Source organism: Mesorhizobium sp. RIZ17 (genome assembly GCF_051127865.1).
In the GTDB taxonomy this organism is placed as follows: domain Bacteria; phylum Pseudomonadota; class Alphaproteobacteria; order Rhizobiales; family Rhizobiaceae; genus Mesorhizobium; species Mesorhizobium humile.
Map to the genome: position 1 here is coordinate 6227803 of NZ_CP147861.1, position 23981 is coordinate 6251783.

Below are 23981 nucleotides of genomic sequence, written 5' to 3' on the forward strand. Positions count from 1 at the left end.
GACACGCCAAAGGCCACAATCGTCCACAACGAAAAGCCGGCGCGGCCTTGCGGCGGCGCCGGCTTGAAAGGCTGGGCAGGTCAGCGCGATACGAAGCAGTTGCCGCCGGCCGCCTTGTAGCTGGTGCAAAGGTTGATCGCATCGTTGCGTGACTGGGCCGGGACGCGGACACGGTAGAAGGTGCCCTTGCCGGCGACCTCGGCCTTGACGATGTTGGCGGTGCGGCCGGAGAGCACGCTGCCATAGCGGCGCTGCAGGTCCTGATAGGTCGACTGCGCGCTTTCGACCGTCGGCTGCGAGGCGATCTGCATCGACCACGAGCCGCCGCCCGCTGCCGCCGCCGGATCGATCGAAGCGACCTGGTCCGGCTTGACCTCGCCGACGATATCGACCGGCTGGTCGGACGGCCGCGCCGGCGCCACCGGCACCACCGCCGGCGTGTTGGTCGACTGCGCCTTGGCTTCAGCCTTCTTCCCGGGCTTCGCCGGCTTGACGGCAGGCGCATCGGCCTGGTCCGTATCGGAAGCTACGGTTCCCGTCTGCTGGCCGTCGGAGGCCGGCGCGACATGCTGCGGCGCAGGATCGCTCGGCTCGGCCGCCGCGACCTTCGGCGCGGCCGGAGCCGGGTCCTCGCGCGGCACCAGCGAGCCGTCAGGCTTCACCATCATGGTCTTCACCTTGCGCGGTGCGACCGCGACGACGTCGTTGCTGGCGCCGTTGTCGGCATCCTGCTGCAGCACCTGGGCGATGCGGTCTTCCGACTTCGGCGCCGGTGCTGCCGGCTGGGCGCTCGCCGGCGCAGCAGGTTGCGCGCTTTTGGGCGCAGCCGCTTTCGCGACGCCGGGCAAGGCTGTGTCCGAATTGTCGGCGGCGCCAGTTCCGGCCGCAGCGTCGTTGTCGTTGGGCGAGAGATCGACGACCCGGCTCGGCGGCGGTTCCTTCGACGCCAGGTCCACGGGCTGCTCGGTGGTGTTCACCAGCTTCTGCTGCACCGACTCGGCGGGCTTCGTCGCGCCGCCGCCCTTGGCCACCGCGTCATAAACCTTGTTGTCCTGGTTCGGCACCACCGCGCCGCCCGGATTTTCGGGCTTCACCTTGATCGGCGAATTGTCGGCCTTGACGATCACCGGAGCCTCGCCACTGCCCTTGCCGCCGAAGGAGAAGGCCAGCGCGCCAAGGCCGCCGAGAACCACCACGGCGCCGACAAGCGCCGCGATCATCACGCCGCGCCGGCGCGGCTGCGCCGCCTCGCGCTCGGCAAGCCCGGGGATCGCCATCGCTTCCTCGAGCTCGGGGTCGTAGTCGAGCTCATCGGCGGCGAAATCCTCCGCCTGCGAAACCGGCCGGCTGCCCGGCAGGTCGTCGGCGTCGTAATCGTTCGCGACGGCAAACGAAGCCGGGGCCACCGGAGCCGCCGGAGCCTCGGCGCGCAAGTCGCGACGGTCGTAGCCGCTGAAGCCGGCGCTGTAGGAGTCGTCGTCATAGCCCCGGTTCTGCGTCGGCGCCGACGCGATCTCCGTCGCGTTCATGTCGGTGAGCAGGCTGGCGAATTCCGCATCGAGATCGTCGTAAGCGGGGGTCGCCGGCTGGTCTTCCTCGAAGCTGAGCTCCGGAATGTCGAGGTCGTCCGCGAGCGCCACCACGCGCTCCGGCACGTCGACCGTCTCGACATCCGGCACGTCGTCATGCTGGCCGGGCCGCGGCGGAGACGCCGGCGACTGCGCCGGCTTGGCATAGGCGGCATAATCCGTTGCCGGTTCGCTGCGATAGGTCGGCTCGGCCATCTGCACTGGCGCCGAAGGCGCCGCCATCTGTACCGGCGCCGAGGGCGCGGCCATCTGCGCCGGAGCCGAGGGCGCCGGCTGCGCGGCAAACGAAGCCTGCGCCGGCGGAGCGGAGGTCGGGGTAGAACGGCTCCACGACTTGGCTGGTTCCGCAGGCGTCGAATGCAGCCAATCGGAGGAATTTACCGGAGACCTCGCCGTGGCGGCTGCCGCCTGCTCAGCCTCGATACTCCGAGCGAAAGCGGCACCGAAATCGTCATCGAAATCAACATCGGCTTCGGCCTTGGCCGAGCTTGAGAAATCCTGGCGATCGAACTCGCTGGCAAGCAGGTCGTCCATGTCGCTCTCTGCCGGCTGAGCGCCCTGCCCGTTCTGCGCCGGCTGGTGCTCGTCGATATCCCAGTCGAGATCGTCGGCTGCCGCCTTCCCGCCAGCATAGCTCGCGGATTCCGCAACCAGGCGCGGCGCGGGAGCAGGCTCCTTGACCACCGGCATCGGCCGCGCGGTCATGGCGCCGAGCAGCGCATTGAGCTCGTCTTCCAGGCTGCGCTCGCTGGCTGCCGGCTTGGCCGGCTCGACGGCGGCGACAGGCGGAACCGGAGCGGCGACGGGAGCCGGCTCAACCGCGACCGGCTGCAACCGGGCAGCGGGCTCGGCGACCGGAGCTTGCGGCTCCTCATTCAGCGCATCGCGGAAACTCAGTTCGAAATCGTCATCGAGGGTCAGCGCGGCTGCGGGTTCGGGCGCCGGGAGCTCCGGTTCAGCGGCAAAATGGGCCGTCTCGATCGGCGCCTCTATCATCGGCGCCGTCTCGTCGTCGAGCTCCGGCTCTTGAACATCCTGAGCCTGACCGAGATTGACATCGGCATCGCTCATCGCCTGGTCGAAATGACCGGCAAAATCATCCTCGGAAATCAGCGGCGCAGCCGCTTGAGTTTCGACCGGCTCGACAGCCTGGGCGTGCTGCTCCGGCTCGTGGCTCTCAAACGACAACTCGTCTTCGAGCGACATCTGGACCGCATTGTCGAAATCGGCGTCGAACGCCTCCTCGCTCGCGGCCTGCACGGCTTCGACGGCGTCCTGACGGGCGTCGGTCGGCTCGCGATAGTCGAGATTCGCGGGTTCGTGATGGTCGAGCTGGAAATCCTGATCCAGCGAAGCAGCCATTTCCTGATCGATCGGAAGCTCGTCCTCGAGCGGCGAGACATCCAGCGAACTGGCGACGGCCTTGTCGAAATCATCGTCGAAAGCGACTTCCGGCTCGGGAGCTTCTTGTGGCTCGGGCGCGAAATGCGGCTCGGATGCGAAATGCGCCTCCGGCGCAACTTCCGGCTCCGGCGCGAAATCCGGCTCCGGCGCATGGGCCACGGCGAAATCGGCATGATCCGCCGCGTCGTCGAACACGAAATCCTGCTCGAAGGAAGCGGTTAGCTCATCGTCATTGGCGGCGCTGGCAGCCTCGAAGGCCGGCTGATTGCTGATCTGGTGTATGGCAGCCTGCTGAGCGACCGGAGCGCTTTCCTCGGCGGAATCGAACTCGCCCATCAACTCCTTCTCGAGGTCGATGTCGAAATCGCCCTCCTCCACGGTCTGATGGGCCGGCATGGCTTTCTCGGCCGCGGGGGCCGGCTGCCTCGCCGGCTGGCGCGGATCGAAACCCATGATCCGGGTCAGCTCCGCGAACGGATCATCGTCGGCGATATCGTTGTGGTCGGCTACTTTCAGCGGGGTTCTGTCTGCCATTATTGTTCCCGAACTCGCACACAGTCGGACGCCATGGACGTCGCGCAGGGTTGGCCCTTACCAGCGCAATGTGGGCAAAAGGTGACAGGTTTTTTAGTTAAACCTAACGCATTTCAGTGGGCGCGTCTGCCCCGATCAGCGTCAGGCCGGAGGTCAAAACATCCGAAATAGCCTGCACCAGCCCTAGTCTGGCATAGGTTGATTCTCGGTCGTTAACCTTAACAAAACGTAAGTCCTGGTTGTCATGGCCGCGATTCCACTGTGCATGGAAGCCGGAAGCGAGATCGTAGAGGTAGAATGCGAGCCGGTGCGGCTCCAGCGAAAGCGCCGCGGACTCGATCAGCCGGGGATATTCAGCCAGCTTCCGGATCAGCGCGATTTCACCCTCGTCCGTCAGCGCAGCCACGGAAGCCGCGAGCCGGTTGCGGTCGAAATTTGCCTCGCCAAGCTGCTCGCTCGCCTGCCTGAAGACGGAATGGCAACGCGCCGACGCATACTGCACGTAGAACACCGGATTGTCCTTCGACTGCTCCGTGACCTTGGCGAAGTCGAAATCCAGCGGCGCGTCGTTCTTGCGGTAAAGCATCATGAAGCGGATCGGGTCGCGGCCGACCTCGTCCACCACCTCTCGCAAGGTGACGAAATCGCCGGACCGCTTCGACATCCTGACGGGCTCGCCGTCACGGAACAGTTTTACGAGCTGGCAAAGCAGCACGGTGAGCTTGACCGTATCGCCGGCAACCGCCCGCGCCAGCGCCTCGAGCCGCTTCACATAGCCGCCATGGTCGGCGCCAAGCACATAGATCAGGTCGACGAAGCCGCGCTCGACCTTGTCCTTCAGATAGGCGACGTCGGCCGCAAAATAGGTGAACGAACCATCCGACTTGACGAGCGCCCGGTCCATATCGTCGCCGACCGCGGTCGAGCGGAACAGCGTCTGCTCGCGGTCTTCCCAATCGTCCGGCTTCTCGCCCTTGGGCGGCGGCAGCGTGCCCTTGTAGATATGCCCTTTGAGGGTCAGGTCGGCGATCGCCGCCCGGATCTTCCTGGCATTGTCGGCATGCAGCGTGCGCTCCGAGAAGAACACGTCGTGGTGCACGTTGAGCAGCGCCAGATCCTCGCGGATCATCGCCATCATCGCATCGACGGTGCGGTCTTTGACGATCGCCAGCGCTTCATCTTCCGGCATCTGCAGCAGGCCACGGCCGAATTCCTTGGCCAGCGCCTGGCCGACGGGGACCAGATAATCGCCCGGATAGAGACCGGACGGGATCTCGCCGATATTGTCGCCGAGCGCCTCGCGATAGCGCAGGAACGCCGAGCGTCCCAGCACGTCGATCTGCGAACCCGCGTCGTTGATGACGTATTCCTTGGTCACGTCGTAGCCGGCGAAGGCCATCAGATTGGCCAAGGCGTCGCCGACCACGGCGCCGCGGCAATGGCCGACATGCATGGGCCCGGTCGGGTTGGCCGAGACATATTCGACATTGGCCTTGCGGCCGCCGCCGATGGTCGAGCGGCCATAGTTGCGCCCCTCGCCAAGCAGCGCTGTCAGATGCGTGTGCCAGAACGCGTCCTTGAGCCTGAGATTGACGAAGCCCGGCCCGGCGACATCGGCTGAGGCAACGTCCGCGTCGGCGCGAAGCGCTTCGGCCAGTCTTTCGGCAAGCGCGCGCGGGTTCTGTCCAGTGGGCTTGGCCAGCACCATCGCCGCGTTGGTTGCGAGATCGCCGTGGCTAGCGTCGCGCGGCGGCTCGACCGCGATACGCGACAGGTCGAGCGCGGCCCCGTCCTTGTCTTTCAGGTCAAGGGCTTCGACGGCCTTTACGATCCGCGCGTTGAAATCGGCGAAGATATTCATTGGATATGCTCTGGGCTTTAAGAGGCGACCGGCTCGATGGCCGGCAAAATCGAGGCTCGCCCTAGCTCAAATCGGGCGTATGGTCAAACAGACGCCGATGCTCCTTGAGCGCATAGGTGTCGGTCATGCCGGCCAGGAAGTCGGCAACGCTGCGCGCCTTGATGCGATCCTCGGCCCGGTCGAGCCCTTCGCGCCAGCCATCCGGCATGGCGCGCGGATCGGCGAAATAGACATCGAACAGCTCGCGCACGATGCGCTCGGCGTCGGCCCGCACCCGCATCACTTCCGGATGCCGGTAGAGGTGCTTGTAGAGGAAAGCCTTCAGTTCTTTCTCCGCCGCGGCCATGCCTGTCGAAAAGGTCACCAAGGTCTCGCCCGCCGCGCGCACCGCATCGGCGCTGTCCGGTTTCAGGCGCTCGATATTGGCGGTGGTCGACCCGATGACATCCTCCACCATCAGCGTGATCTGCCGGCGCATCAGCTCGTGGCCGGTGCGGACGTCGTCAAGCTGGGGATATCGCTCACGAACGCCTCTCAGGATCGAGCCGGGCAAGCCGACCTCCCCCAGCATGTCGAGCGTCAGCAGGCCGGCGCGCAGGCCGTCGTCTATGTCATGGTTGTTGTAGGCAATGTCGTCGGCGATCGCGGCGCACTGCGCCTCGATGCCGGCGAAACGGTCGAGCTCGAGGTCGTGCAGCTCGGAATAGTCGCGGATCGCTTGCGGCACCGGACCCTTGAGCCCCTTCCCGTTCGCATCGGTCAACGGGCCGTTATGCTTGACCAGCCCTTCCAGTGTCTCCCAGGCAAGGTTCAGCCCGTCGAATTCGGCGTAGCGCCGCTCGAGCCGCGTGACCACGCGCAGCGACTGGGCGTTGTGGTCGAAACCGCCCCAGGCGGCCATCTTCTCGTTGAGCGCGTCCTCGCCGGTATGGCCGAAGGGCGTGTGGCCGAAATCATGCACCAGGGCGACTGCTTCGGCGAGATCCTCGTCGCCGCGCAGCGCCCGTGCCAAGGCACGCGCGATCTGCGCCACCTCGATCGAATGCGTCAGCCGCGTGCGGTAGTGGTCGCCCTCATGCGCGACGAAGACCTGGGTCTTGTGCTTCAGCCGGCGGAAAGCGGTGGAATGGATGATGCGGTCGCGGTCGCGCTGGAACGGCGTGCGGGTCGGGCTTTCGGGCTCCTCGAACAGGCGCCCGCGCGAGCGCGCCGGGTCGCTCGCATAGACGGCGCGCGGCCGATCGCCGAACCCGATGTCGCCGAGAGCATCCTTGCCCTGCCGCTCGTTCATTGACCCACCAGTTGACTCAGGCCTGCCTGCTTCATACCTATCATGTGAAACCGAAAGCAAGGTGACGCCGATGGGCGCGGATGCCAAGACTGCCATGAAGGTCGAAATGACCGATGCTGCGGCCAAGCGGATCGCCAGGATTGTCTCCAGCGAACCAGGCAAGACGGCTCTGCGGGTCTCCGTCGAAGGCGGCGGCTGCTCGGGCTTTTCCTACAAGTTCGATCTCGTCGCAGGTGCGAACGATGACGACGTCGCCATCGAGAAGGATGGCGCGACGGTCCTTATCGACGACCTGTCGCTGGTCTATATGGGCGGCTCGGTGATCGATTTCGTCGACGACCTGATGGGCCAGTCCTTCCAGATCAGGAATCCGAACGCGGTTGCTTCCTGCGGCTGCGGCACCAGCTTCTCAATCTGATCGACCGAGACTTCGCAGGCCTATGACCGGTGCGAACCGGGTAGCCAATGGCTGTCGCCGGGGTATTGGCAGGAATGCGAATGGACGGCCTTTCTAAAGGCCGGCGCAGGCAATACGATCGGCTTCGTCGAACGCCTTCCGTCCGAACAGCATCGAGGCCTGCATGAAGATCGTCACCTGGAACATCAACGGCGTTCGCGCCCGCATCGGCAACCTCACCCACTGGCTGACCGAAAGCGCGCCGGACATCGTGTGCCTGCAGGAGATCAAGACGGTCGATGAGCAGTTCCCGCGCGCCGAGATCGAGGCGCTGGGCTACAATGTCGAGACCAACGGCCAGAAGAGCTTCAACGGCGTCGCGATCCTGTCGAAGCTTCCTTTCGACGAGGTCAACCGCGGCTTGCCGGGCGACGACGCGGATGACCATGCACGCTTCATCGAAGGCGTCTTTTCGACCGACCAGGGCGCCCTGCGCGTCGTCTCGCTCTATCTGCCGAACGGCAACCCGATCGACGATGAGCGGAAGTTTCCCTACAAGCTGGCCTGGATGGCGCGGCTGGAGCGCTGGGCGCAAGAGCGACTGCGCCTGGAAGAGGCGCTGGTGCTGGCCGGCGACTACAATGTCATCCCGGAACCGGCCGATGCCCGTTTTCCCGAAAACTGGCTGGGCGACGCGCTGTTCCAGCCGCAGACGAGGCAAGCCTTCCGCCGGCTGAAGAATCTCGGCTTCACCGAGGCGGTGCGCGGTGTGACCGACTCGCCCGGCGTCTACACCTTCTGGGATTATCAGGCAGGCGCCTGGCAGAAGAACAACGGCATCCGCATCGACCACCTGCTGTTGTCACCGGAAGCCGCCAACCGTTTTGCGTCGGCCTCGGTGGAAAAGCACGTCCGCGCCTGGGAAAAGCCGTCCGACCACGTGCCGGTCGCGATCGAGCTCAGCCTGCAGCCGGCCTGAGACGTCCTGCCGTCAGGACCTGATCTCGCCACAAATCCCGTCTTTGATATGGATTGCTGTGGGGGTTGAATGGCGATCCGATTTCCTTTTCGGCCGGTCGGCCTTGCTTTGGCGCTTGCCGCGCCGACGCCATCGCTGGCGGCGCCGACCTGTCTTGCCAATGGCAAATCCTTCGATGTCGGCCAGACGGCGTGCCTGACTATTGCCGGCGAAAGCCACCTCGCCCGTTGCGACATGGTCCTCAACAACACGTCCTGGACCAGGATCAAGGACGAATGTCCGGGGGAAGCGCCCAAACCGCACCCGACATCGCTCTCGACCCCGACGCCTGGTCCGGCGCCGACAGAGCCGACCGAGAACTGAAGCGGAAACTGCTGATCTCCCCCAAGTGGGGAGATGGCCGGCAGGCCAGAGGGGGCGCGCAGGAACGCAGCTTTCCGATCAAACCTGCCGCATCGAGAACGGCCGCAATTGCGTGTGACTGACAGACCAGCGGGACAGCGTCCCGCTCTGCCCTGCCGGGCATCTCTCACAGGGAAAGATCAGCAATTTCAGCGGCGCTTACTGGTCGCCGTTATTGCCCTTGGTCAGGATATCGTCCGCGAGCGAGATCGCGGTCCGGCGATCGGCCTCGCCGGCCGCGGCGAAAGCCTCTTCCTGCATGTTGCGGATCCAAGGCTGATCGGCCGCCGGAGCCCGCTGCAGCGCCGCCGTCATCATCGCCAGGCCGCGCACGACCTTGCCGCTCTGGAACAGAAGGTTGCCGAGCGTCGCCTGCGCGCCGGCATGGCCCTTCTCGGCCGCCAGTTGCAACCAGCGGCCTGCCTGCTTGACGCTGGCCTTCACGCCGCCCTCGCCCTTGAGGAACATCTGGCCGATCTCGAACTGGGCATTGGGATTGCGGTAGTTGGCGGCGGCGCGCATGTAATATTCCTGCGCGGCGACGTCGTTCTCCTCGACCGGGGTGCCGGGAATGCCCTTGCGCAGATAGTCGCCGAGCGCCACCAGCGCGTCCGACACATAGCTCTCTTCCGGCGAGCCGGGCTCGACATCCTGGTCGACGATTTCCGAGAAGAACTTGAAGGCGGCATAGTCGTCGCGCGTCACGCCATCGCCTTCGGCGTACATGCGCGCAAGCTTCCAGGTGGCGCCGATCTGGCCGTTCTCGGCGGCGTATTTATAAGCTTCGACAGCCTGTTCCTTATGGCCGCTCTTGTAGGCGGAGAAGCCGAACTGGAACACCGCCCATGGGCTCGATTGCGGCTTCACGCCGGTCTTGTCGTCAAACACCTTGTCGTCGAAGGCCATGGCCTGCCCGATGGCGCCCAAGGTCGCGACTGCGACCAGTGCCGGTAGGACAAACGACCTCAACACCTCAGATGTCCGCATAGCAGTGTGTTTCTTTCGCACCGCCGGGATGGGTCACCGCGCCGTCGCGGGCCGACCCTACGGTCTGCGCATATTTCCAGATCGCGCCGGACTGATAGTCGGTCTTGCGCGCCTTCCAATTCTTTGCCCGGGCCGCCAGCTCGGCGTCCGACAGGGCAACTTCGATCGTGCCCTTCACGGCGTCGATCGAGATCACGTCGCCATCCTTCAAAAGCCCGATCGGTCCGCCGACCGCCGCCTCCGGCCCGACATGACCGATGCAGAAGCCGCGCGTGGCGCCGGAGAAGCGCCCGTCGGTGATCAGCGCCACCTTGCCGCCCATGCCCTGACCGTAGAGTGCCGCCGTCGTCGACAGCATCTCGCGCATGCCCGGGCCGCCGCGCGGCCCCTCGTAGCGGATGACGAGAACCTCGCCTTCCCGGTAGTTGCGCTGCGTGACCGCTTCGAAGCACTCCTCTTCCGAATCGAAGCAGCGCGCCGGACCCGAAAATTTCAGTTCCGACATGCCCGCGACCTTCACGATCGCACCTTCGGGGGCAAGGTTGCCCTTCAAGCCCACAACGCCGCCTGTCTTGGTGATTGGCCGATTGGCGGGACGCACAACATCCTGGCTCTCATTCCAGGCAACGTGCTCCATATTTTCGGCCAAAGTGCGGCCGGTGACCGTCATGCAGTCGCCATGCAGATAGCCATGGTCGAGCAGCGTCTTCATCAGGAGCGGAATGCCGCCGGCCTCGAACATATCCTTGGCGACATATTTGCCGCCCGGCTTGAGGTCGGCGATGTAGGGTGTCTTCTCGAAGATCGCCGCCACGTCGAACAGGTCGAACTTGATGCCGGCCTCATGCGCGATCGCCGGCAAATGCAGCGCCGCGTTGGTCGAGCCGCCGGTTGCCGAGACGACAGTCGCCGCGTTCTCCAGCGCCTTGCGCGTGACGATGTCGCGCGGCCGGATGTTCCTGGCGATCAGTTCCATGACCTTTTCGCCCGAGGCGAAATTGAAGCGGTCGCGCATTTCGTAAGGCGCCGGCGCGCCGCAGGAATAGGGCAACGCCAAGCCAATTGCTTCAGCGACGGTCGCCATGGTGTTGGCGGTGAACTGGGCGCCGCAGGAACCAGCGGAGGGACACGCCGCCTGCTCGATCTCGAGCAGATCGGCATCGCTGATCGTGCCGACCGAATGCTGGCCGACCGCCTCGAACACGTCCTGCACGGTGATCTGCCGGCCGCGATAGCTGCCAGGCAGGATCGAGCCGCCATAGATGAAGATCGACGGCACGTTGAGGCGCACCATCGCCATCATCATGCCGGGCAGCGACTTGTCGCAGCCGGCGAGCCCGACAAGGGCATCGTAGCAATGGCCGCGCATGGTGAGCTCGACCGAATCGGCGATCACTTCGCGCGACACCAGCGACGACTTCATGCCCTGGTGACCCATGGCGATGCCGTCGGTGACGGTGATGGTGCAGAACTCGCGCGGCGTGCCGTTGGCGGCCGCAACGCCCTTCTTCACCACTTGCGCCTGGCGCATCAGCGAGATGTTGCAGGGCGCCGCTTCGTTCCAGCAGCTGGCGACGCCGACCAGAGGCTGCGCGATCTCGGCCGCCGACAGGCCCATGGCATAGAGGTAGGAACGATGCGGCGCCCGCGCCGGACCAACGGTCACGTAGCGGCTGGGAAGCTTGGCCTTGGAGATTGCCTTGGCGTCCATCATCGTCCTTGCCGCACACCCCGCGGCCGGTCCCATCGCCGCGCCAACCTGGCACGCATCCCGGGACATATCTCGGGTGCTCCGGGTTTATGGCGGGAAATGGGCAGTTCCCTTTGTCTGACTTCTACAGCAGGGGTTGTTCAGAAAGTGTTGCCGAAACGTCACAATCGCATCGGGCGCCGGTTGCGCGGCGAATCTGCAACAGCGGGCGGAAGGGCGAGGCCGAAGCAACAGTCACGAACAAAAAAGGCCGGGCGATGCCCGGCCTTTTTTGTTGAATTTTCAGAAACTTAGAACTTGATCTTGATTCCGCCCGAGATCGCCGTGACAAGATCGTTGCCGAAGTCATAGCTGGCGTCCGCACCAACAATCTTACCGTTCTCGCCAATCAATATGCCGGAGTGGCCGCTGGTCATCACGCCGACCGCGCCGGCTAGGCGAACCTCAATGTTAGGCTGCGGCGTATAGGCGACGCCGCCACCGAGCGTCCAGGTGTCAGTCTGGGCGCCGTAGCCATGCGACGTGCCACGATCCCAGGTGAGCTGACCAGCTGCGCTCCACTGATCGTTGAACTTATGGCCGATACCGCCCGAAACGGTCCAACCGTCTCGATACATCAGGTCAAGCGAAGTTACCTCTCCAGGACCATTCGTAAAACATACCGACGATGGGGCTTGGGGAGTCGGGCAGATAGGAACGCTTTGCAGCACACTCCAGTTGACCCACTTGATCGAGCCGAAGGCAAGCCAGCCAGGCGCGATGCCCGATTGAACCTTCAACTCCAGAGTGTCAGGCATATACTGCGTCGAGCCATAGATCGCCTGCGACCCGCGTGGCGTCGTAAGCGTGCCGGAGATGTTGTCGAGCTTGACCTGGGAATTGTAGACCAGGCTGGCCCGAAGCGCGATCTCAGGGATTTCGTATGCAATGCCGGCGCGCCAGCCCCAACCATTGGCCTCTAGGTCGACGCGGCCAATCGGTGACGGTCCAACTGGATTGAAGCCCACCAGGCTTTCCTTGAACCCCGAAATGTCCTGATAGAACACGCCGCCGATAAAACGGAGCTGGCCCTTACCCGCATCAAACTTATATGAGCAGGTACCAGCATAGTTATTGCTCTTGATATCCGTTTCGACGTTGGAAAAAGCGCCATTCCACGACGCGCCGGGTGCGGTGTGGGCACCCCACGGCTGTGAATAGTCGACCATGCAGTCGACGCCTTGCACAACTTGGGCTTTGACCCCAATGCGCGGCACCCAATAGGGCTCGGCGCCATCCGCAGTAGAACTGAGGAAATTGAAGCCGAGCGGACCGCGCGCATTCTTGTACTTGCGGTCTGGCATCACATACGTCGCTTCAGCCTCCGTCGCGACCGGCGCCGGATCGAACAACAGGTCGATGTCGTAGCCGCCACGCTCCAGGCCGCCGGCATGCGCGGGATGCATCGCGGCGCCGATCAAAGCGATCGAAAAGCAGCCTGCCCCCGCCAGAGCTTTGAGCCGCAAAATATTCATGGAAATCCCTCCCCGAAATACAAGTGGCTCAAGCTAGAACCAATTCGGGTTAACGGCGCAACAACGTTTTCAAGAGCTGTACATGTACACCTTGACAGCACGTATTTTTGCCATGGTCAGGGGCGCCGCAATTGGCGCCCAAATCGCGCCAACCAGCGTCAAACGATCGAAAAAATCCGATGAAGCTACCCGAAACAGGGCAAAAACAGCCATTTTCGGGGCTAGTGGGCCCCATTGTTACATTATGGCAACAATGGGGCGCAAACTTTCCGTTTACGTCAAAATTAACGTAGCGGCACGCCCATTTTCGAGGCAGCTAACGTACCGGAAAGCGCCTCCGGAGCGAGGGCGATTCTTGCCGCTCAGCCGGCGTCGCGGACCCTGGTCAAAGCCACCGAAAGCTTCTCCTGCACCTCGCGATATTCGGCGAGTTTCTCGCGCTCGGCTTCGACCACTTCTTCCGGCGCGTTGGCGACGAACTTTTCGTTCGACAGCTTCTTGTGCAGGCGGGCGATCTCCTCGGTCACCTTGGCCAGTTCCTTCTGCAGCCTCGCGGCCTCCGCCTGGAGGTCGATCAGGCTGCCGAGCGGCAGGCTCACCGTCGCCTCGTTGAGCACGATCTGGGCCGAGCCCTTGGGCGGAGCATCGGTGAACGCGATATCGCCGACGCGCGCCAGCCGCTTGATCGCCTGGGCGTGACGCTCCAGCCGCTCCTGCGTCAGCGTGTTGGCGCCGATCACCATCAGCGGCGCGATCGCCGCCGGCGGCACATTCATTTCCGAGCGCACCGAGCGGATGCCCGAGACGAGGTCGACCAGCCAGTTGATGTCGGCGGCGGCCTCGCCGTCCTCGAAGTCGGGCGACGGCCAGGCGGCATGGCAAAGCAGCGAGGAGCGCTCCTTGCCCTCGCCCGCGGTCTGCGCCCACAACTCCTCGGTCATGAACGGCATCATCGGATGCAACAGCTTGTAGATCTCGTCCAGCACGAAGGCGACGCAGGCCCGGCTCTCGGCCTTGGCGGCCTCGTCCGTGCCCATGAACACCGGCTTCAGAAGTTCCAGGTACCAGTCGCAGAACAGGTTCCAGACGAAGCGATAGGCCGCGCCCGCCGCCTCGTTGAAACGATAACTGATGATGCCTTCGGTGACCGCGCGCGCCGCCCGAGTCAGCTCGGTCAGGATCCAGCGATTGACCTGCAGCTTCGCGTCGTTCAGCCAGAACTCGTCGTTGCGCGCGACCTCGTTCATCTCGGCGAAGCGCGTCGCGTTCCACAGCTTGGTGCCGAAATTGCGGTAGCCGGCGATGCGCGCCGGATCGAGCTTCACGTCGCGCCCTTGCGCCGCCATGACGGTCAGCGTGAAGCGCAGCGCATCGGCGCCATATTCGTCGATCAGGTCGAGCGGATCGATGACGTTGCCTTTCGACTTCGACATCTTCTGCCCGTTCTTGTCGCGCACCAGCGCATGCACATAGACGGTGTGGAACGGCTCCTCGTCCATGAAATGCAGACCCATCATCATCATGCGGGCGACCCAGAAGAAGATGATGTCGAAGCCGGTCACCAGCACGTCGGTCTGGTAATAGGTCTTGAGCTCCGGCGTCTGGTCCGGCCAGCCGAGCGTCGAGAACGGCCACAGCGCCGACGAGAACCAGGTGTCGAGCACGTCCTCGTCACGGGTCAGGATCTCGCCCGGCTGGAAATTCTCCAGCTTGTCCTCCACCCAGGCCTTCCACGGCCCTTCCAGCGCAAGGTAATATTCGACCGCCGAGGCCAAGGCTTCTTCCTCGGTCTTTTCGACGAAGACGTGCCCGTCCGGCCCGTACCAGGCCGGTATCTGGTGGCCCCACCAGAGCTGGCGCGAGATGCACCAGGGCTGGATGTTCTCCATCCAGTCGAAATAGGTCTTTTCCCAGTTCTTCGGCACGAAGTTGGTACGACCCTCGCGCACCGAGGCGATCGCCGGCTTTGCGAGCTCGGCGGCGTTGACGTACCACTGGTCGGTCAGGAACGGCTCGATCGGCACGCCGCCGCGGTCGCCATGCGGCACGGCATGCCGGTGCGGCTCGGTCTTGTCGAGGAACCCGCCGGTCTCCATCAGCTCGACGATCTTCTTGCGGGCAGTGAAACGGTCGAGCCCGTCCAGCTCGTCCCACACGGCCTGGCGCTCCGGCGTGACCTCGAGACCGGCGAGGAAATCCTCATTGTCCTTCAGCTTGATGGCCGCTTCGACCGTCAGGATGTTGATCGCAGGCAGCTTGTGGCGCTTGCCGACTTCGAAGTCGTTGAAGTCATGCGCCGGCGTGATCTTGACCGCGCCGGACCCTTTCTCCGGATCGGAATACTCATCCGCGATGATCGGAATCTTGCGGCCGACGATCGGCAGCACGACGTTGCGGCCGACCAGATTGGTGAAGCGCTCGTCGTCCGGATGCACAGCCACGGCCGTGTCGCCGAGCATCGTCTCGGGGCGCGTCGTCGCGACCGTGATGAAGGTCTTCGGGTTCTCAGGGTCGAACGCCTCGCCTTCGATCGGATAGCGGAAGTGCCAGAGATTGCCGTTGACCTCGTGCTGCTCGACCTCGAGGTCGGAAATGGCGGTGAGCAGCTTCGGGTCCCAGTTCACAAGGCGCTTGTCCTTGTAGATGAGGCCTTCCTTGTAGAGCGTGACGAAGACTTCCAGCACCGCCTTGGACAGGCCTTCGTCCATGGTGAAGCGTTCGCGCGACCAGTCGGCCGAGGCGCCGAGCCGCTTCAGCTGGTTGAAGATCGCGCCGCCGGATTCGGCCTTCCACTCCCAGACCTTCTCGATGAACTCTTCACGCGTCAGATCGCGGCGGTGGATCTGCTTTTCCATGAGCTGGCGCTCGACCACCATCTGCGTGGCAATGCCGGCGTGATCCATGCCGGGCTGCCAAAGCACGTTCTTGCCGCGCATGCGCTCGAAGCGCACGAGAATGTCCTGCAGCGTGTTGTTGAGCGCATGGCCCATATGCAGCGAGCCGGTGACGTTCGGCGGCGGGATGACGATGGTGAAGGCTTCGGCCCCTTCTTCCGCGCCGGCGCCTGCCCGGAAGGCATCCGCGTCTTCCCAGATTTTGGCGATCTTCGGCTCGACGGTTTTGGCGTCGTATGTCTTTTCAAGCATGGAGGAGGTCCGAACTGTCGGGAACAAGCGTCCGGTGTAAATCGGAAGGTCTTGGCCGAGTCAACCGCGAGACCTGCGATCACTCTCACAGATAGGCGTGACGCGCACGGCGGCAATCCCGGCCGGTGCCGCAATGGCGGCTCGCCTGACGCATGTCGCTCGCAAGGGCGCGGCGGGTCCTAAAGCAAAAGCGCCGCCCCGAAAGGCGGCGCTTTCAGCATTCGTATTCCGGCAGCTTACTGCGCCCCGCGCGCCACCCGCTCGATCTCCTCGCGCACCAGCCTTTCGACCAGCGTCGGCAGATTGTTGTCGAGCCAATCCTGCAGCATCGGCCGCAGCATCGCCTCGGCCATCTCGTCGAAACTCTTCTTGCCCCGGCTGGCGAAAGCATCGGAAAGCTCGCCGAAGGCCGCGGCAACCTGCCGGCCCGTATGCTCGGAAAGGATCGCGGGCCGGGCCGGCTGCGCCTCCGGTTCGGATGCTCGGGGAGCGCCGGCATGCGCGGCAGCTTCAAGCGCCGGCTCTTCCCTCTCGATCTCGACCCTCGGCGCGGCTTCCGGGGCCCGGACGGCCGGTTTCGCGGTGACCGTGCTGCCGCCGACCGCGGCTATTTCGCGCCGCCAATCGGCGACGATGGTCTCGGCCGTCTGCGGCGCATTTGCCGCGGCCGGCCTGCTCGTGGCGGTTTGCGCGCTCGGCTCGGCGCCCTCGGGATCGACCGCAGCCGGAGCCGCCCTGACCGGCTCGGGACGAGCCTCGACGCGCGCGATCGCCGGATCGGCCGCAGCAAGCTGAGCCTGGACCTCCGCCAGCGTCGCCGGCTTGCGGGGGCCGGTGTCGGCATGCAATTCGGAACGAAAGGCGTCGACCTCGACAGTGGGAGCGGCAACCGCGGCCGGTTCCAGATCCTGGCGCAGCTCCCCCGCCTCGGCCGGCTGCTTGCGCCCGGTGTCGCTGTCTTCGATGATCCTTCTGATGGAAGCCAGTATCTCTTCCATCGAAGGTTCGCGCTGCGCGCTGCTTGCCGTCGCCATCGTCACATCCGCCGCCCTAGTGACCGTTCAAGAACTGACGCGTTCAAGAACTTGACCATTCCAGGAATTCCCGCCTGCCCAGGTTGGAATTCGAATCAATGCCGACAGCGTAACCGACCGATCGTCATCCGAGAATCCCCAATCTGGGGACTCTTTGGATTTCAACAGATTAGGGGGATTTCAACAGATTGGGGGATTTCAACAGATTAGGCGACGCGCGGCCCGACGAGCCGCCCGCAAAGACAAACGCCGCGCATCCATCGGACACGCGGCGTTTTGCCTGAAACATGCTGTCGGGAATCAGCGCCCGTCGGGCGTGCGCAATCCGAACCACTTGTCCTTGACGGCGTTGTAGTGCTCTTCCGGTCTGTATTTGGTGACCGCCAGGCCAAGGCGATCGACCGACAGCCGGCCTATCGCCGACAGGATGGCATAGCTCGCCACGACCACGTCGCGCTCGGAGCTGGCCTGATTGATCTTGGCGGTGATGACTGCGTTCTGGGCATTCAAGACGTCCAGCGTCGTGCGCTGGCCGACATTGCGCTCCTCGATGACGCCGTTGAGCGCCAGTTGCGCGGCATCGATCACCTGCCTGTTGGCATCCACGCTTTCGCGCGCGGCGACATATTGCGTCCAGGCCGAGACCACGGCCTGGCGCACCTGGTCGCGGCTGACGTCGACCTGGATACGCGCCTCGCTGAGCGATTCCTTGTTCTGCCGCACAACCGCCGAGGTCCGGCCGCCCGAATAGATCGGGATGGTCAGCGTCGCGCCGATATTGGCGGACGTCGAAGTGCCGTTGGTGCCCCTGATATCGGGAGAGGAGTGGCTGTAATTATCTGAAATGCCGGCCGAGGCCGTCACTTGCGGCAGCAGCGCCCCTTCCGAGGATTTCACCGAGAATGCTGCCGCATCCACAAGGTGCTGCGTGGCAAGGATGGCCGGATGTTCGGCCGAGGCGACAGCCAGCGCGGAATCGAGGTTGCCCGGCAGCAGCTTGCCCACCGGCGAAGCCGCCTTGAGCTTGCCCGGCTCGTCACCGACGATCTGGTGATAGGTCGCGGCACTCGCCAGCGCCGTCGCGCGGGCGGCGCTCAACTGCGCCACGGCCGTCGCGCGCGAGGCATCGGCCTGGGCGACGTCGGTGCGGGTGCCCTCGCCGACCTCGAAGCGCGAGCGGGCGGCGCGCGCCTGCTCGGTCAGGAACTGCAGGTTCTGCGCGGTCAGCACCGCGACCTGCCGGTCGCGAATCACGTCCATATAGGCGCTTGCCGCATTGAACAGGATGTTCTCTTCGGTGTTGCGCAGGCTTTCGACCGAAGCCTTCACCTGCGACTCGGCGGCGGCGACGTTGTTCTTGGTCTGAAAGCCATCGAATAGCGTCTGGTTGATCTGCACGCCGAAGCTGCCCGTGGTGATGTTCTGGGTGGCGCCCTGCGCGTGCGTGCTGGTGTAGTCGATGCTGCTCGAACCCGTGACGGTCGGGCGCCAGCCCGACTTGGCGATGGCCACGCCTTCGTCGGTGACGCGCACGCCGGCGCGCGCTGCGTTGAGCTGCGAATTGTACTGATAGGCTTTGGCGAGAGCGCCCGTAATGGTTTCGGCGGAGGCGGCCAGCGGCGAAAGCGCGGTGGCGGAAACAAGGATAGCTACTAAAACACTCTTGCGTAGAGGCGGCACGTTATTTCCCTCATTCGTTTTGCATGGGAACCACGCCACGTCAGCCCACCCTTACGGATCGGCCGGCGCCGCGTTGTTTATCGTTCCCCCGCTGACTGGCCTCCCGGATGCCCGATTAACCAATCAGCAACGATTGTCAGGCGCAAGCGATCATGACAGCGCCTTTGCTGCAAGGCAAAATCACTCAGAATTCGAAAGCGTGGACGCGTTCGAAGCCCGGTAGTGGCTTAATTGCCGCATTAAAGGCCCTTCTTCCGGTTACAACCCCCCCTGCCTTGAAAAACAGCCTGGCCACGCCAGAGTTGCCCCGCCCTTCGACCACAACCAGGCGACCTTCTTCCGCAAGCTGGTCGAGCAATGCCGGCGGCACTTCCTCGACGCTGCCGCCAATGAAGATGGCGTTGTAGGGCCCCTTGGCGGCGTACCCTTGCGGCAGGGGCCCGGTGACCACCGTGACGTTCTGGCAGCCAAGGCTGGAAAGCGTGGATTTGGCGGCCTCCGCCAGCGCGGGATCGCTTTCCAGCGCGACGACGGAGCGCGCGAGCCGGGACAGCAATGCGGCGGAATAGCCGGTGCCGCAGCCGACATCGAGCACCGAATCGCCCGCGTCGATTTCAGCAAGCTGCAAGAGCTTGGCGAGCGGCGACGGCTCCATCAGATAGCGTGCGCCGCTGCCGTTGGCGCCCTCGGAAATGCGGATGTCTTCGTCGATATAGGCCAAATCCTGCTGCCCGGCGCCGACGAAGGCCTCGCGCGGAACGGCCAGCATCGCTTCGATGAGGGGCGCGCTGGTCACATCGGTGGTGCGGACCTGGCCGTCGACCATCTTCACGCGGCGTTCGGAGAAATCAGCGCTCATGTCCCAACAATCCGCTCTCCGCGCCAGCGCGGCTAAAACTTCGACTGGAACCCCGCTCCGGCGCGGTTGCGCTGGAGCCCAAGCATCTGGAGGCCTCGCCCGGAATCGAACCGGGGTGCAAGGATTTGCAGTCCTCTGCGTAACCACTCCGCCACGAGGCCTCGCAATGCTCCCGGCGTTCCGAGCGAACTCATTATGTTGGCGCTCAAAGGTCGTCAAGCGCCCGCGCGTCATTCCCGGCGCTTTCGCATGGGCGGCGAAAGTGGTGATTACCAATCGGTTGTCGTTTGGTTCAGGCATCGCCGCGGCGGAGCCGCCGCGCTTTTCAGTCGGGCCGGCGCCGGCGTCCCCACCAGACGATGAAACGCCGCCGGTGGCGCCGGATCATGGCGAATTCATAGGATAGAACCAGCAGACCGAGCGGAATCATCCAGAAGCCGAGTATCGGCAGAAAGCCCAGAAGCCCGCCAAGGGTCAGCAGCATGCCGATCGCGATTCGCCAGCCGCGCGAGCGCGGCATGGTGAATTCGCGGCCGAAGATCGAAATCTTCCGCGCCGGGGCGCTGTCATCATCGTCCGCTGCGGTCATTCAAACCAATCCCATCTACTGCCTAAGTCATGTCAAGGCGATGACCGGCCGCTTTGTTCCGTGCCGTGTGAAGCCCTTCATATGTGGGCGCGCCGAACGATGGCACAAATAGCCGCATCAAAAACTGGAGAAAAATTGCGAATTGCTGCTTTGCAAAGCGGAAAGGTGTTTGCTATAGGCTGCGCCACTCACGTCAGAGCCTCCGTTCCCCGGTAGCTCAGTGGTAGAGCAACCGGCTGTTAACCGGTTGGTCGCTGGTTCGAATCCGGCCCGGGGAGCCAAACAATCTCAAGCACTTAGCTGGAATATTAGCAGTCCGCTATACAAGCGGATTTTCCGATAGGGCTACATCCCGGGCTACAACTGGCGCAAATAAAGGGCAAAAATCGTGGCTGATCGCATTCCCGTTCCGGCTGAGATCAAGCGAGCGGTGTTGGTTGAAGCTGGTCACAGATGTGCCATCCCTACCTGCCGCGCCACAACAACCGAGATCGCCCACATCACTCCCTGGTCCGAGACTCGCGACAATTCAGCCGAGAACCTGATTGCCTTGTGCCCTAACTGTCACACGCGCTTTGATCAGAAGGGTGAAATCGACCGGAAAGCCGTCCGAATGTATAAGCAGAACCTCGCTATCCTCAATAACAGGTATGGCGAATTCGAGCGGCGCATCTTCACCTTGCTCGCCAAGACACCCCTTGCCACCACTGCGGATCGCGTTTTCGTAGTTGGAGCTGGAGGCGACGTCCTGCTGGCAAATGCCATCGCGGATGGGCTCTTCGAAGACAAGAAGGTCGAAGGTATGGGGCTGCAAGTGTCGGATGGCCAGGGATTCTCCAAGAATTTCCCGATGTCGTTCACGTTCTGGGTGACGGACCTGGGTGTGGATTTCATCAAAAGGTATACGGCTGGCGGCTCGATCGCCTAACGCTGGCATTTTCTCATTGGTCGCCATGCAAGGTGGCTGATGGTCAGCCCTCTCAACCGGCCACCAATAAAAAGGCCCGGAAGCCGAAGCCGCCGGGCCCTTGCGCGGCTCAGGAATTCCAGACCTGCCATCTTCCGGCGAGATCTACACCGGCTGTTTTCATGACTGCGGCCGCGCGTGATCCAGGCTGGGGCATCGTCTCCCAAGTCAATCCGCTGTCCGGCGTTGGGAAATGGAATGTTCCTGCCAGAGTGTTTGCCGGCACGTAACACACCATCTCATGCGGGTTCTGATCCGGCCAAATTTCCCGCATCAGATTAAGCCGTTCGAAGTGCAGCCATTCGGAATAGGCTGCCAAGAGTTCATCGCGGGGAATCACCGATGCAGCAGTCCGGGGTTCTGGCGGGGCCTCGGCGCGCGCTAGGCGCCGGAGATCCGCGACAATCGAATTGTAGGCGTCGTTTTCCGCAAAATCGCCAAGCCCCAGCCGATCGCCTACCTTGACCTTTACCATGATGCCCTCCAGCGTATTGGCTACAACGGTAAGGATCTGCATGCCGATCTGCCATTCCTCATCGCAGGCTTCTTTGAACGCAGGTTCCCCGCCGTCATAGCCGGCTAGGCGCAACTGCTCCGCATGTCGTTCTCCGTATGCATTCCATTCAGCCTTCACTAGTTCGCGCTGCCGGGCCACCTCGCGCTGCCATGCAGCGACTGGCGCGGGTATCCAGTCTGTGCCGTCCCTGACTTCCGCAAAGGTGGACCGGTCCAATGCAGACCGGTTCATCTCCCATAGGTCACGTGGCATTGCCGGCTCCTTCCAATCATGCGGATGAAGGGGGCGCGGACCAGCTGCCTTTGCGGCCGACTTGCTCTTCCTATTCTGTGAGCGCTCAAGCTTTTTTACCCGCTCAGAAGCCTCATCCATTTCCTTTTCGAGCCTAAACAATTCGGCGTCGGGGTGTTTGTCCTCACCGGCCACCCCGCTTGCCCCTTCCGCAAGGGCGCGACGCGAACTTACCGCAACACCTGCCAGGACGGCTGTAGCGGCAGCCGAAGATGCGAGAACGGCGCGGCGATCGACATGCTGGTTCATAAAACTCTCCGGTGCTGAATTCGACACATCGGGCTCATGGCCCGCACACGCATGCCAAGGCAGGCGCAGTTTACGAAAGAAGCCCCCCTGAGCCGGTTCCTGTGGATAACGTTTTGCCTGAGAGTTCATGGTCCAAGTCCCCTGGTTTAACCGGCTGTTCAAGGCCGGCGATCAAATGCCCTTTGGACACTTGATCGGTGATCGGCGATCGGCGCCGAAGCCGGGAGTTGAACACCTGCCAGGACGACAGGCCTAAGCTTTTTAGGGGTTTCCCCCACTGGACAGCGGCTTAGCTCCCGGCCATATTCGGCCGGTCGGAGCCGCGCCGCCAAGCGCGTCCGTTGTGCGCAGGAAACCTGCACACTCTCGCCCGCTCTTCCTCGCCAAAGGAAGAACGACCTCGCCAAAGGTCACTGTACGGGCACAGTCCTAGTCCGGGTGTTCAAGCCCACGGACACGCTGCGCTGATTTGCTGAAATCGTCAAGAATGCTCCCCTCTGTCGGGGAAAGTATTTCTTGCGCACGACGCTTTTCAGCATCGCCTAAAAGATGATACGTTCTCGTTAGTTGATCCAGGGGGGATCGGGGGAATGTTACTCAAAGCAGCGGTGGTTTTGACCACGCTTTTAACGCCGACTCTTGCGTCTGCGAACGACGAAGCCCTGCAGTTCCAAATTGAGAGCGAACTGGCTTACTTGAAAGTTGGCTACGGGATCGAAACCCTGACAGTTGAGGCCGAAGGTGTTCGCACCCGGGTCATTGTCGGCGTTGACAGCGTCATTTCAAATTTCAGCGACGTGATGTGGGATACAGCCCAGCGCGCAAGTTTGATGAGCCCGGCACCTGTGCTGCTGCAGGCGATCGAGCAGCATTCAGCGTTTGGAAGCCCAGACGGCAAGAGGCTTTGCTATCTCAGAGCCCGCAAGGGCCAAGTTTTCGAAGGAACATGCTGATGAGGAAACTGCTTTGCGCCTTGGCCCTGATGCCTCTTGGTGGCTGCGCTGCCGATTACCTAAACAACTACGACACGATCACATTGGCAGCTGGCGACGCCAATAATCAGAACCAGCTTCTCCAAACAGTGAACCCGTATAACCCGGCGTCGAACAATACGAAGATCGAAGGGAATGGGGCCCGCTCCGTCGGCGTCGTGCAAAAGTACAAGCAGGGACCGGCTGGGCCAGTGCCGTCATCATCATCAGGCAGCACGACAGCTTCCTCAGCAGTCAACTCGCTTCCGCCTCCGCCGCCGCCCGGTGGCTAATCAGGGACAAGGCGTCCAGCCCTTGCGCTGCTCCGGCGTTATGGCGTGGTTCGTGAACTGCAGGTCCGATCGTCGTGCATTCGCAGGACAATCTATTAGAAATCTGTGATATAACGTCTGACGGAGCCGGCTGGCTCACAACGGTCGGCTCCAGGCCCGACAGTTACACCGCACACCCAAACGGGCGATTGTCGGGCCGCTTATGGCAAGGGGCTTTGCGCTGAAAGGCCCGCCACCTACCTAGGGCTGAAGGGCACGGGCCTTCCAAAGCGCTACTTACCGGCGTCGCGCGAGGGGGGATGACATACAGGACGCAGGGTAGCGCGGCGCCGCGCAATTAACCAAGATGGTCAAGGCTGAGTTCCGTCATCGTCGAAAATTTTTTGGTATGAGAAAAGCCCGTCGCCATTCGGGAGGAGATTGGCGACGGCTCCTGTGATTTATATTAGCAGCCTTGAATATTATGAACTGCAGGCGGATAATGCCTTCAGGGACTTTGAGGGAGGTTCCGATGCGCTTGCCCCTGGTCGTGATTGCGTTGATTGCCGGCTTCATCCTGTGGGATCACTTCGCCAACGATGGCGCCTATAGCGCCGATGTTCAGCGAAGCTTCAGAGAAGCGTCCTTGGATTTGCCCGGAGGTGGTGGCTGGTGGAAGCCTCCCACTATTACCGTAAACCGGGACGCATTTAAGCCTTAGGCTTTTGACTATTAGC

19 protein-coding genes and 2 tRNA genes are annotated in these 23981 nt (G+C 63.1%); 8 read left to right on the forward strand and 13 right to left on the reverse strand.

Features of this window, described 5'->3' with window-relative positions; all coding sequences use genetic code 11:
- Positions 1–80 precede the first annotated feature (80 nt).
- From WDX12_RS30435 to WDX12_RS30445, 3 genes are all read right to left on the reverse strand, one after another.
- A complete protein-coding gene (locus WDX12_RS30435) occupies positions 81–3527 on the reverse strand; it encodes an SPOR domain-containing protein (RefSeq protein WP_434723090.1) in 3447 nt (1148 codons plus the stop codon).
- A gap of 103 nt (positions 3528–3630) precedes the next feature.
- Positions 3631–5388 carry an arginine--tRNA ligase gene (gene argS / locus WDX12_RS30440; protein WP_434723091.1) on the reverse strand — a complete coding sequence of 586 codons (1758 nt, stop codon included), beginning with the start codon at positions 5386–5388 and terminating at the stop codon, positions 3631–3633.
- Positions 5389–5449: 61 nt separating this feature from the next.
- Positions 5450–6679, reverse strand: coding sequence for a deoxyguanosinetriphosphate triphosphohydrolase (locus tag WDX12_RS30445; RefSeq protein WP_434723092.1), 1230 nt, complete (start codon positions 6677–6679; stop codon positions 5450–5452).
- A 70-nt stretch (positions 6680–6749) separates the two neighbouring features.
- Here WDX12_RS30445 and erpA point away from each other — a divergent pair, with 70 nt between their 5' ends.
- The 3 genes from erpA to WDX12_RS30460 all read left to right on the forward strand — a co-directional run bounded on the left by erpA (position 6750) and on the right by WDX12_RS30460 (position 8418).
- Positions 6750–7097, forward strand: coding sequence for an iron-sulfur cluster insertion protein ErpA (gene erpA / locus WDX12_RS30450; RefSeq protein ID WP_320295439.1), 348 nt, complete (start codon positions 6750–6752; stop codon positions 7095–7097).
- A 163-nt stretch (positions 7098–7260) separates the two neighbouring features.
- Positions 7261–8055, forward strand: a complete 795-nt coding sequence (gene xth, locus WDX12_RS30455) for an exodeoxyribonuclease III (RefSeq protein WP_434723093.1) — start codon at positions 7261–7263, stop codon at positions 8053–8055.
- Positions 8056–8124: 69 nt separating this feature from the next.
- A complete protein-coding gene (locus WDX12_RS30460; protein WP_320295437.1) occupies positions 8125–8418 on the forward strand; it encodes a hypothetical protein in 294 nt (97 codons plus the stop codon).
- A 198-nt stretch (positions 8419–8616) separates the two neighbouring features.
- Here the strand turns inward: WDX12_RS30460 and WDX12_RS30465 are convergent, their stop codons facing one another.
- From WDX12_RS30465 to WDX12_RS30505, 9 genes are all read right to left on the reverse strand, one after another.
- Positions 8617–9444, reverse strand: a complete 828-nt coding sequence (locus WDX12_RS30465) for a tetratricopeptide repeat protein (RefSeq protein WP_434723094.1) — start codon at positions 9442–9444, stop codon at positions 8617–8619.
- A complete protein-coding gene (gene ilvD, locus WDX12_RS30470; protein WP_434725733.1) occupies positions 9431–11155 on the reverse strand; it encodes a dihydroxy-acid dehydratase in 1725 nt (574 codons plus the stop codon). The genes WDX12_RS30465 and ilvD overlap by 14 nt, the downstream gene beginning before the upstream one ends.
- 290 nt (positions 11156–11445) lie before the next feature.
- Positions 11446–12669 (reverse strand): OmpP1/FadL family transporter, encoded by a 1224-nt coding sequence (locus WDX12_RS30475; RefSeq protein ID WP_434723095.1) that lies wholly within the window; start codon positions 12667–12669, stop codon positions 11446–11448.
- Positions 12670–13031: 362 nt separating this feature from the next.
- Positions 13032–15815, reverse strand: coding sequence for a valine--tRNA ligase (locus tag WDX12_RS30480; protein ID WP_434723096.1), 2784 nt, complete (start codon positions 15813–15815; stop codon positions 13032–13034).
- A 236-nt stretch (positions 15816–16051) separates the two neighbouring features.
- Entirely contained in the window at positions 16052–16849 is a 798-nt protein-coding gene (locus WDX12_RS30485) for a DUF2497 domain-containing protein (RefSeq protein ID WP_434723097.1), read from the reverse strand.
- Between the two features lie 300 nt (positions 16850–17149).
- Positions 17150–18529 carry a TolC family outer membrane protein gene (locus WDX12_RS30490; protein WP_434723098.1) on the reverse strand — a complete coding sequence of 460 codons (1380 nt, stop codon included), beginning with the start codon at positions 18527–18529 and terminating at the stop codon, positions 17150–17152.
- A 184-nt stretch (positions 18530–18713) separates the two neighbouring features.
- Entirely contained in the window at positions 18714–19388 is a 675-nt protein-coding gene (locus WDX12_RS30495) for a protein-L-isoaspartate O-methyltransferase family protein (RefSeq protein ID WP_434723099.1), read from the reverse strand.
- An 87-nt stretch (positions 19389–19475) separates the two neighbouring features.
- A tRNA-Cys gene (locus WDX12_RS30500) sits at positions 19476–19549 on the reverse strand.
- A gap of 164 nt (positions 19550–19713) precedes the next feature.
- Complete coding sequence (locus WDX12_RS30505) at positions 19714–19977, reverse strand: hypothetical protein (RefSeq protein ID WP_434723100.1); 264 nt, start codon at positions 19975–19977, stop codon at positions 19714–19716.
- A gap of 206 nt (positions 19978–20183) precedes the next feature.
- Between WDX12_RS30505 and WDX12_RS30510 the strand changes: the two genes are divergently transcribed.
- Positions 20184–20258 (forward strand) — tRNA-Asn (locus WDX12_RS30510).
- 107 nt (positions 20259–20365) lie between these two features.
- Complete coding sequence (locus WDX12_RS30515) at positions 20366–20905, forward strand: HNH endonuclease (RefSeq protein ID WP_434723101.1); 540 nt, start codon at positions 20366–20368, stop codon at positions 20903–20905.
- Between the two features lie 109 nt (positions 20906–21014).
- Here WDX12_RS30515 and WDX12_RS30520 read toward each other — a convergent pair whose 3' ends face one another.
- A complete protein-coding gene (locus WDX12_RS30520) occupies positions 21015–22001 on the reverse strand; it encodes a hypothetical protein (RefSeq protein ID WP_434723102.1) in 987 nt (328 codons plus the stop codon).
- A 590-nt stretch (positions 22002–22591) separates the two neighbouring features.
- Between WDX12_RS30520 and WDX12_RS30525 the strand changes: the two genes are divergently transcribed.
- The 3 genes from WDX12_RS30525 (at position 22592) to WDX12_RS30535 (ending at position 23965) form a co-directional block, all read left to right on the forward strand.
- Positions 22592–22954 carry a hypothetical protein gene (locus WDX12_RS30525; RefSeq protein ID WP_434723103.1) on the forward strand — a complete coding sequence of 121 codons (363 nt, stop codon included), beginning with the start codon at positions 22592–22594 and terminating at the stop codon, positions 22952–22954.
- Entirely contained in the window at positions 22954–23265 is a 312-nt protein-coding gene (locus WDX12_RS30530) for a hypothetical protein (protein WP_434723104.1), read from the forward strand. The genes WDX12_RS30525 and WDX12_RS30530 overlap by 1 nt, the downstream gene beginning before the upstream one ends.
- A gap of 511 nt (positions 23266–23776) precedes the next feature.
- Entirely contained in the window at positions 23777–23965 is a 189-nt protein-coding gene (locus WDX12_RS30535; protein ID WP_434723105.1) for a hypothetical protein, read from the forward strand.
- Positions 23966–23981 lie beyond the last annotated feature (16 nt).

Coding starts and splice junctions, on each gene's coding strand:
- WDX12_RS30530 (WP_434723104.1), top strand. CDS start 22,954: ATGAGGAAACTGCTTTGCGCCTTGGCCCTGATGCCTCTTGGTGGCTGC.
- WDX12_RS30535 (WP_434723105.1), top strand. CDS start 23,777: ATGCGCTTGCCCCTGGTCGTGATTGCGTTGATTGCCGGCTTCATCCTG.
- argS (WP_434723091.1), bottom strand. CDS start 5,388: ATGAATATCTTCGCCGATTTCAACGCGCGGATCGTAAAGGCCGTCGAA.
- erpA (WP_320295439.1), top strand. CDS start 6,750: ATGGGCGCGGATGCCAAGACTGCCATGAAGGTCGAAATGACCGATGCT.
- WDX12_RS30495 (WP_434723099.1), bottom strand. CDS start 19,388: ATGAGCGCTGATTTCTCCGAACGCCGCGTGAAGATGGTCGACGGCCAG.
- WDX12_RS30480 (WP_434723096.1), bottom strand. CDS start 15,815: ATGCTTGAAAAGACATACGACGCCAAAACCGTCGAGCCGAAGATCGCC.
- WDX12_RS30435 (WP_434723090.1), bottom strand. CDS start 3,527: ATGGCAGACAGAACCCCGCTGAAAGTAGCCGACCACAACGATATCGCC.
- WDX12_RS30520 (WP_434723102.1), bottom strand. CDS start 22,001: ATGAACCAGCATGTCGATCGCCGCGCCGTTCTCGCATCTTCGGCTGCC.
- WDX12_RS30525 (WP_434723103.1), top strand. CDS start 22,592: ATGTTACTCAAAGCAGCGGTGGTTTTGACCACGCTTTTAACGCCGACT.
- WDX12_RS30445 (WP_434723092.1), bottom strand. CDS start 6,679: ATGAACGAGCGGCAGGGCAAGGATGCTCTCGGCGACATCGGGTTCGGC.
- WDX12_RS30505 (WP_434723100.1), bottom strand. CDS start 19,977: ATGACCGCAGCGGACGATGATGACAGCGCCCCGGCGCGGAAGATTTCG.
- WDX12_RS30460 (WP_320295437.1), top strand. CDS start 8,125: ATGGCGATCCGATTTCCTTTTCGGCCGGTCGGCCTTGCTTTGGCGCTT.
- WDX12_RS30485 (WP_434723097.1), bottom strand. CDS start 16,849: ATGGCGACGGCAAGCAGCGCGCAGCGCGAACCTTCGATGGAAGAGATA.
- xth (WP_434723093.1), top strand. CDS start 7,261: ATGAAGATCGTCACCTGGAACATCAACGGCGTTCGCGCCCGCATCGGC.
- WDX12_RS30475 (WP_434723095.1), bottom strand. CDS start 12,669: ATGAATATTTTGCGGCTCAAAGCTCTGGCGGGGGCAGGCTGCTTTTCG.
- WDX12_RS30465 (WP_434723094.1), bottom strand. CDS start 9,444: ATGCGGACATCTGAGGTGTTGAGGTCGTTTGTCCTACCGGCACTGGTC.
- ilvD (WP_434725733.1), bottom strand. CDS start 11,155: ATGGACGCCAAGGCAATCTCCAAGGCCAAGCTTCCCAGCCGCTACGTG.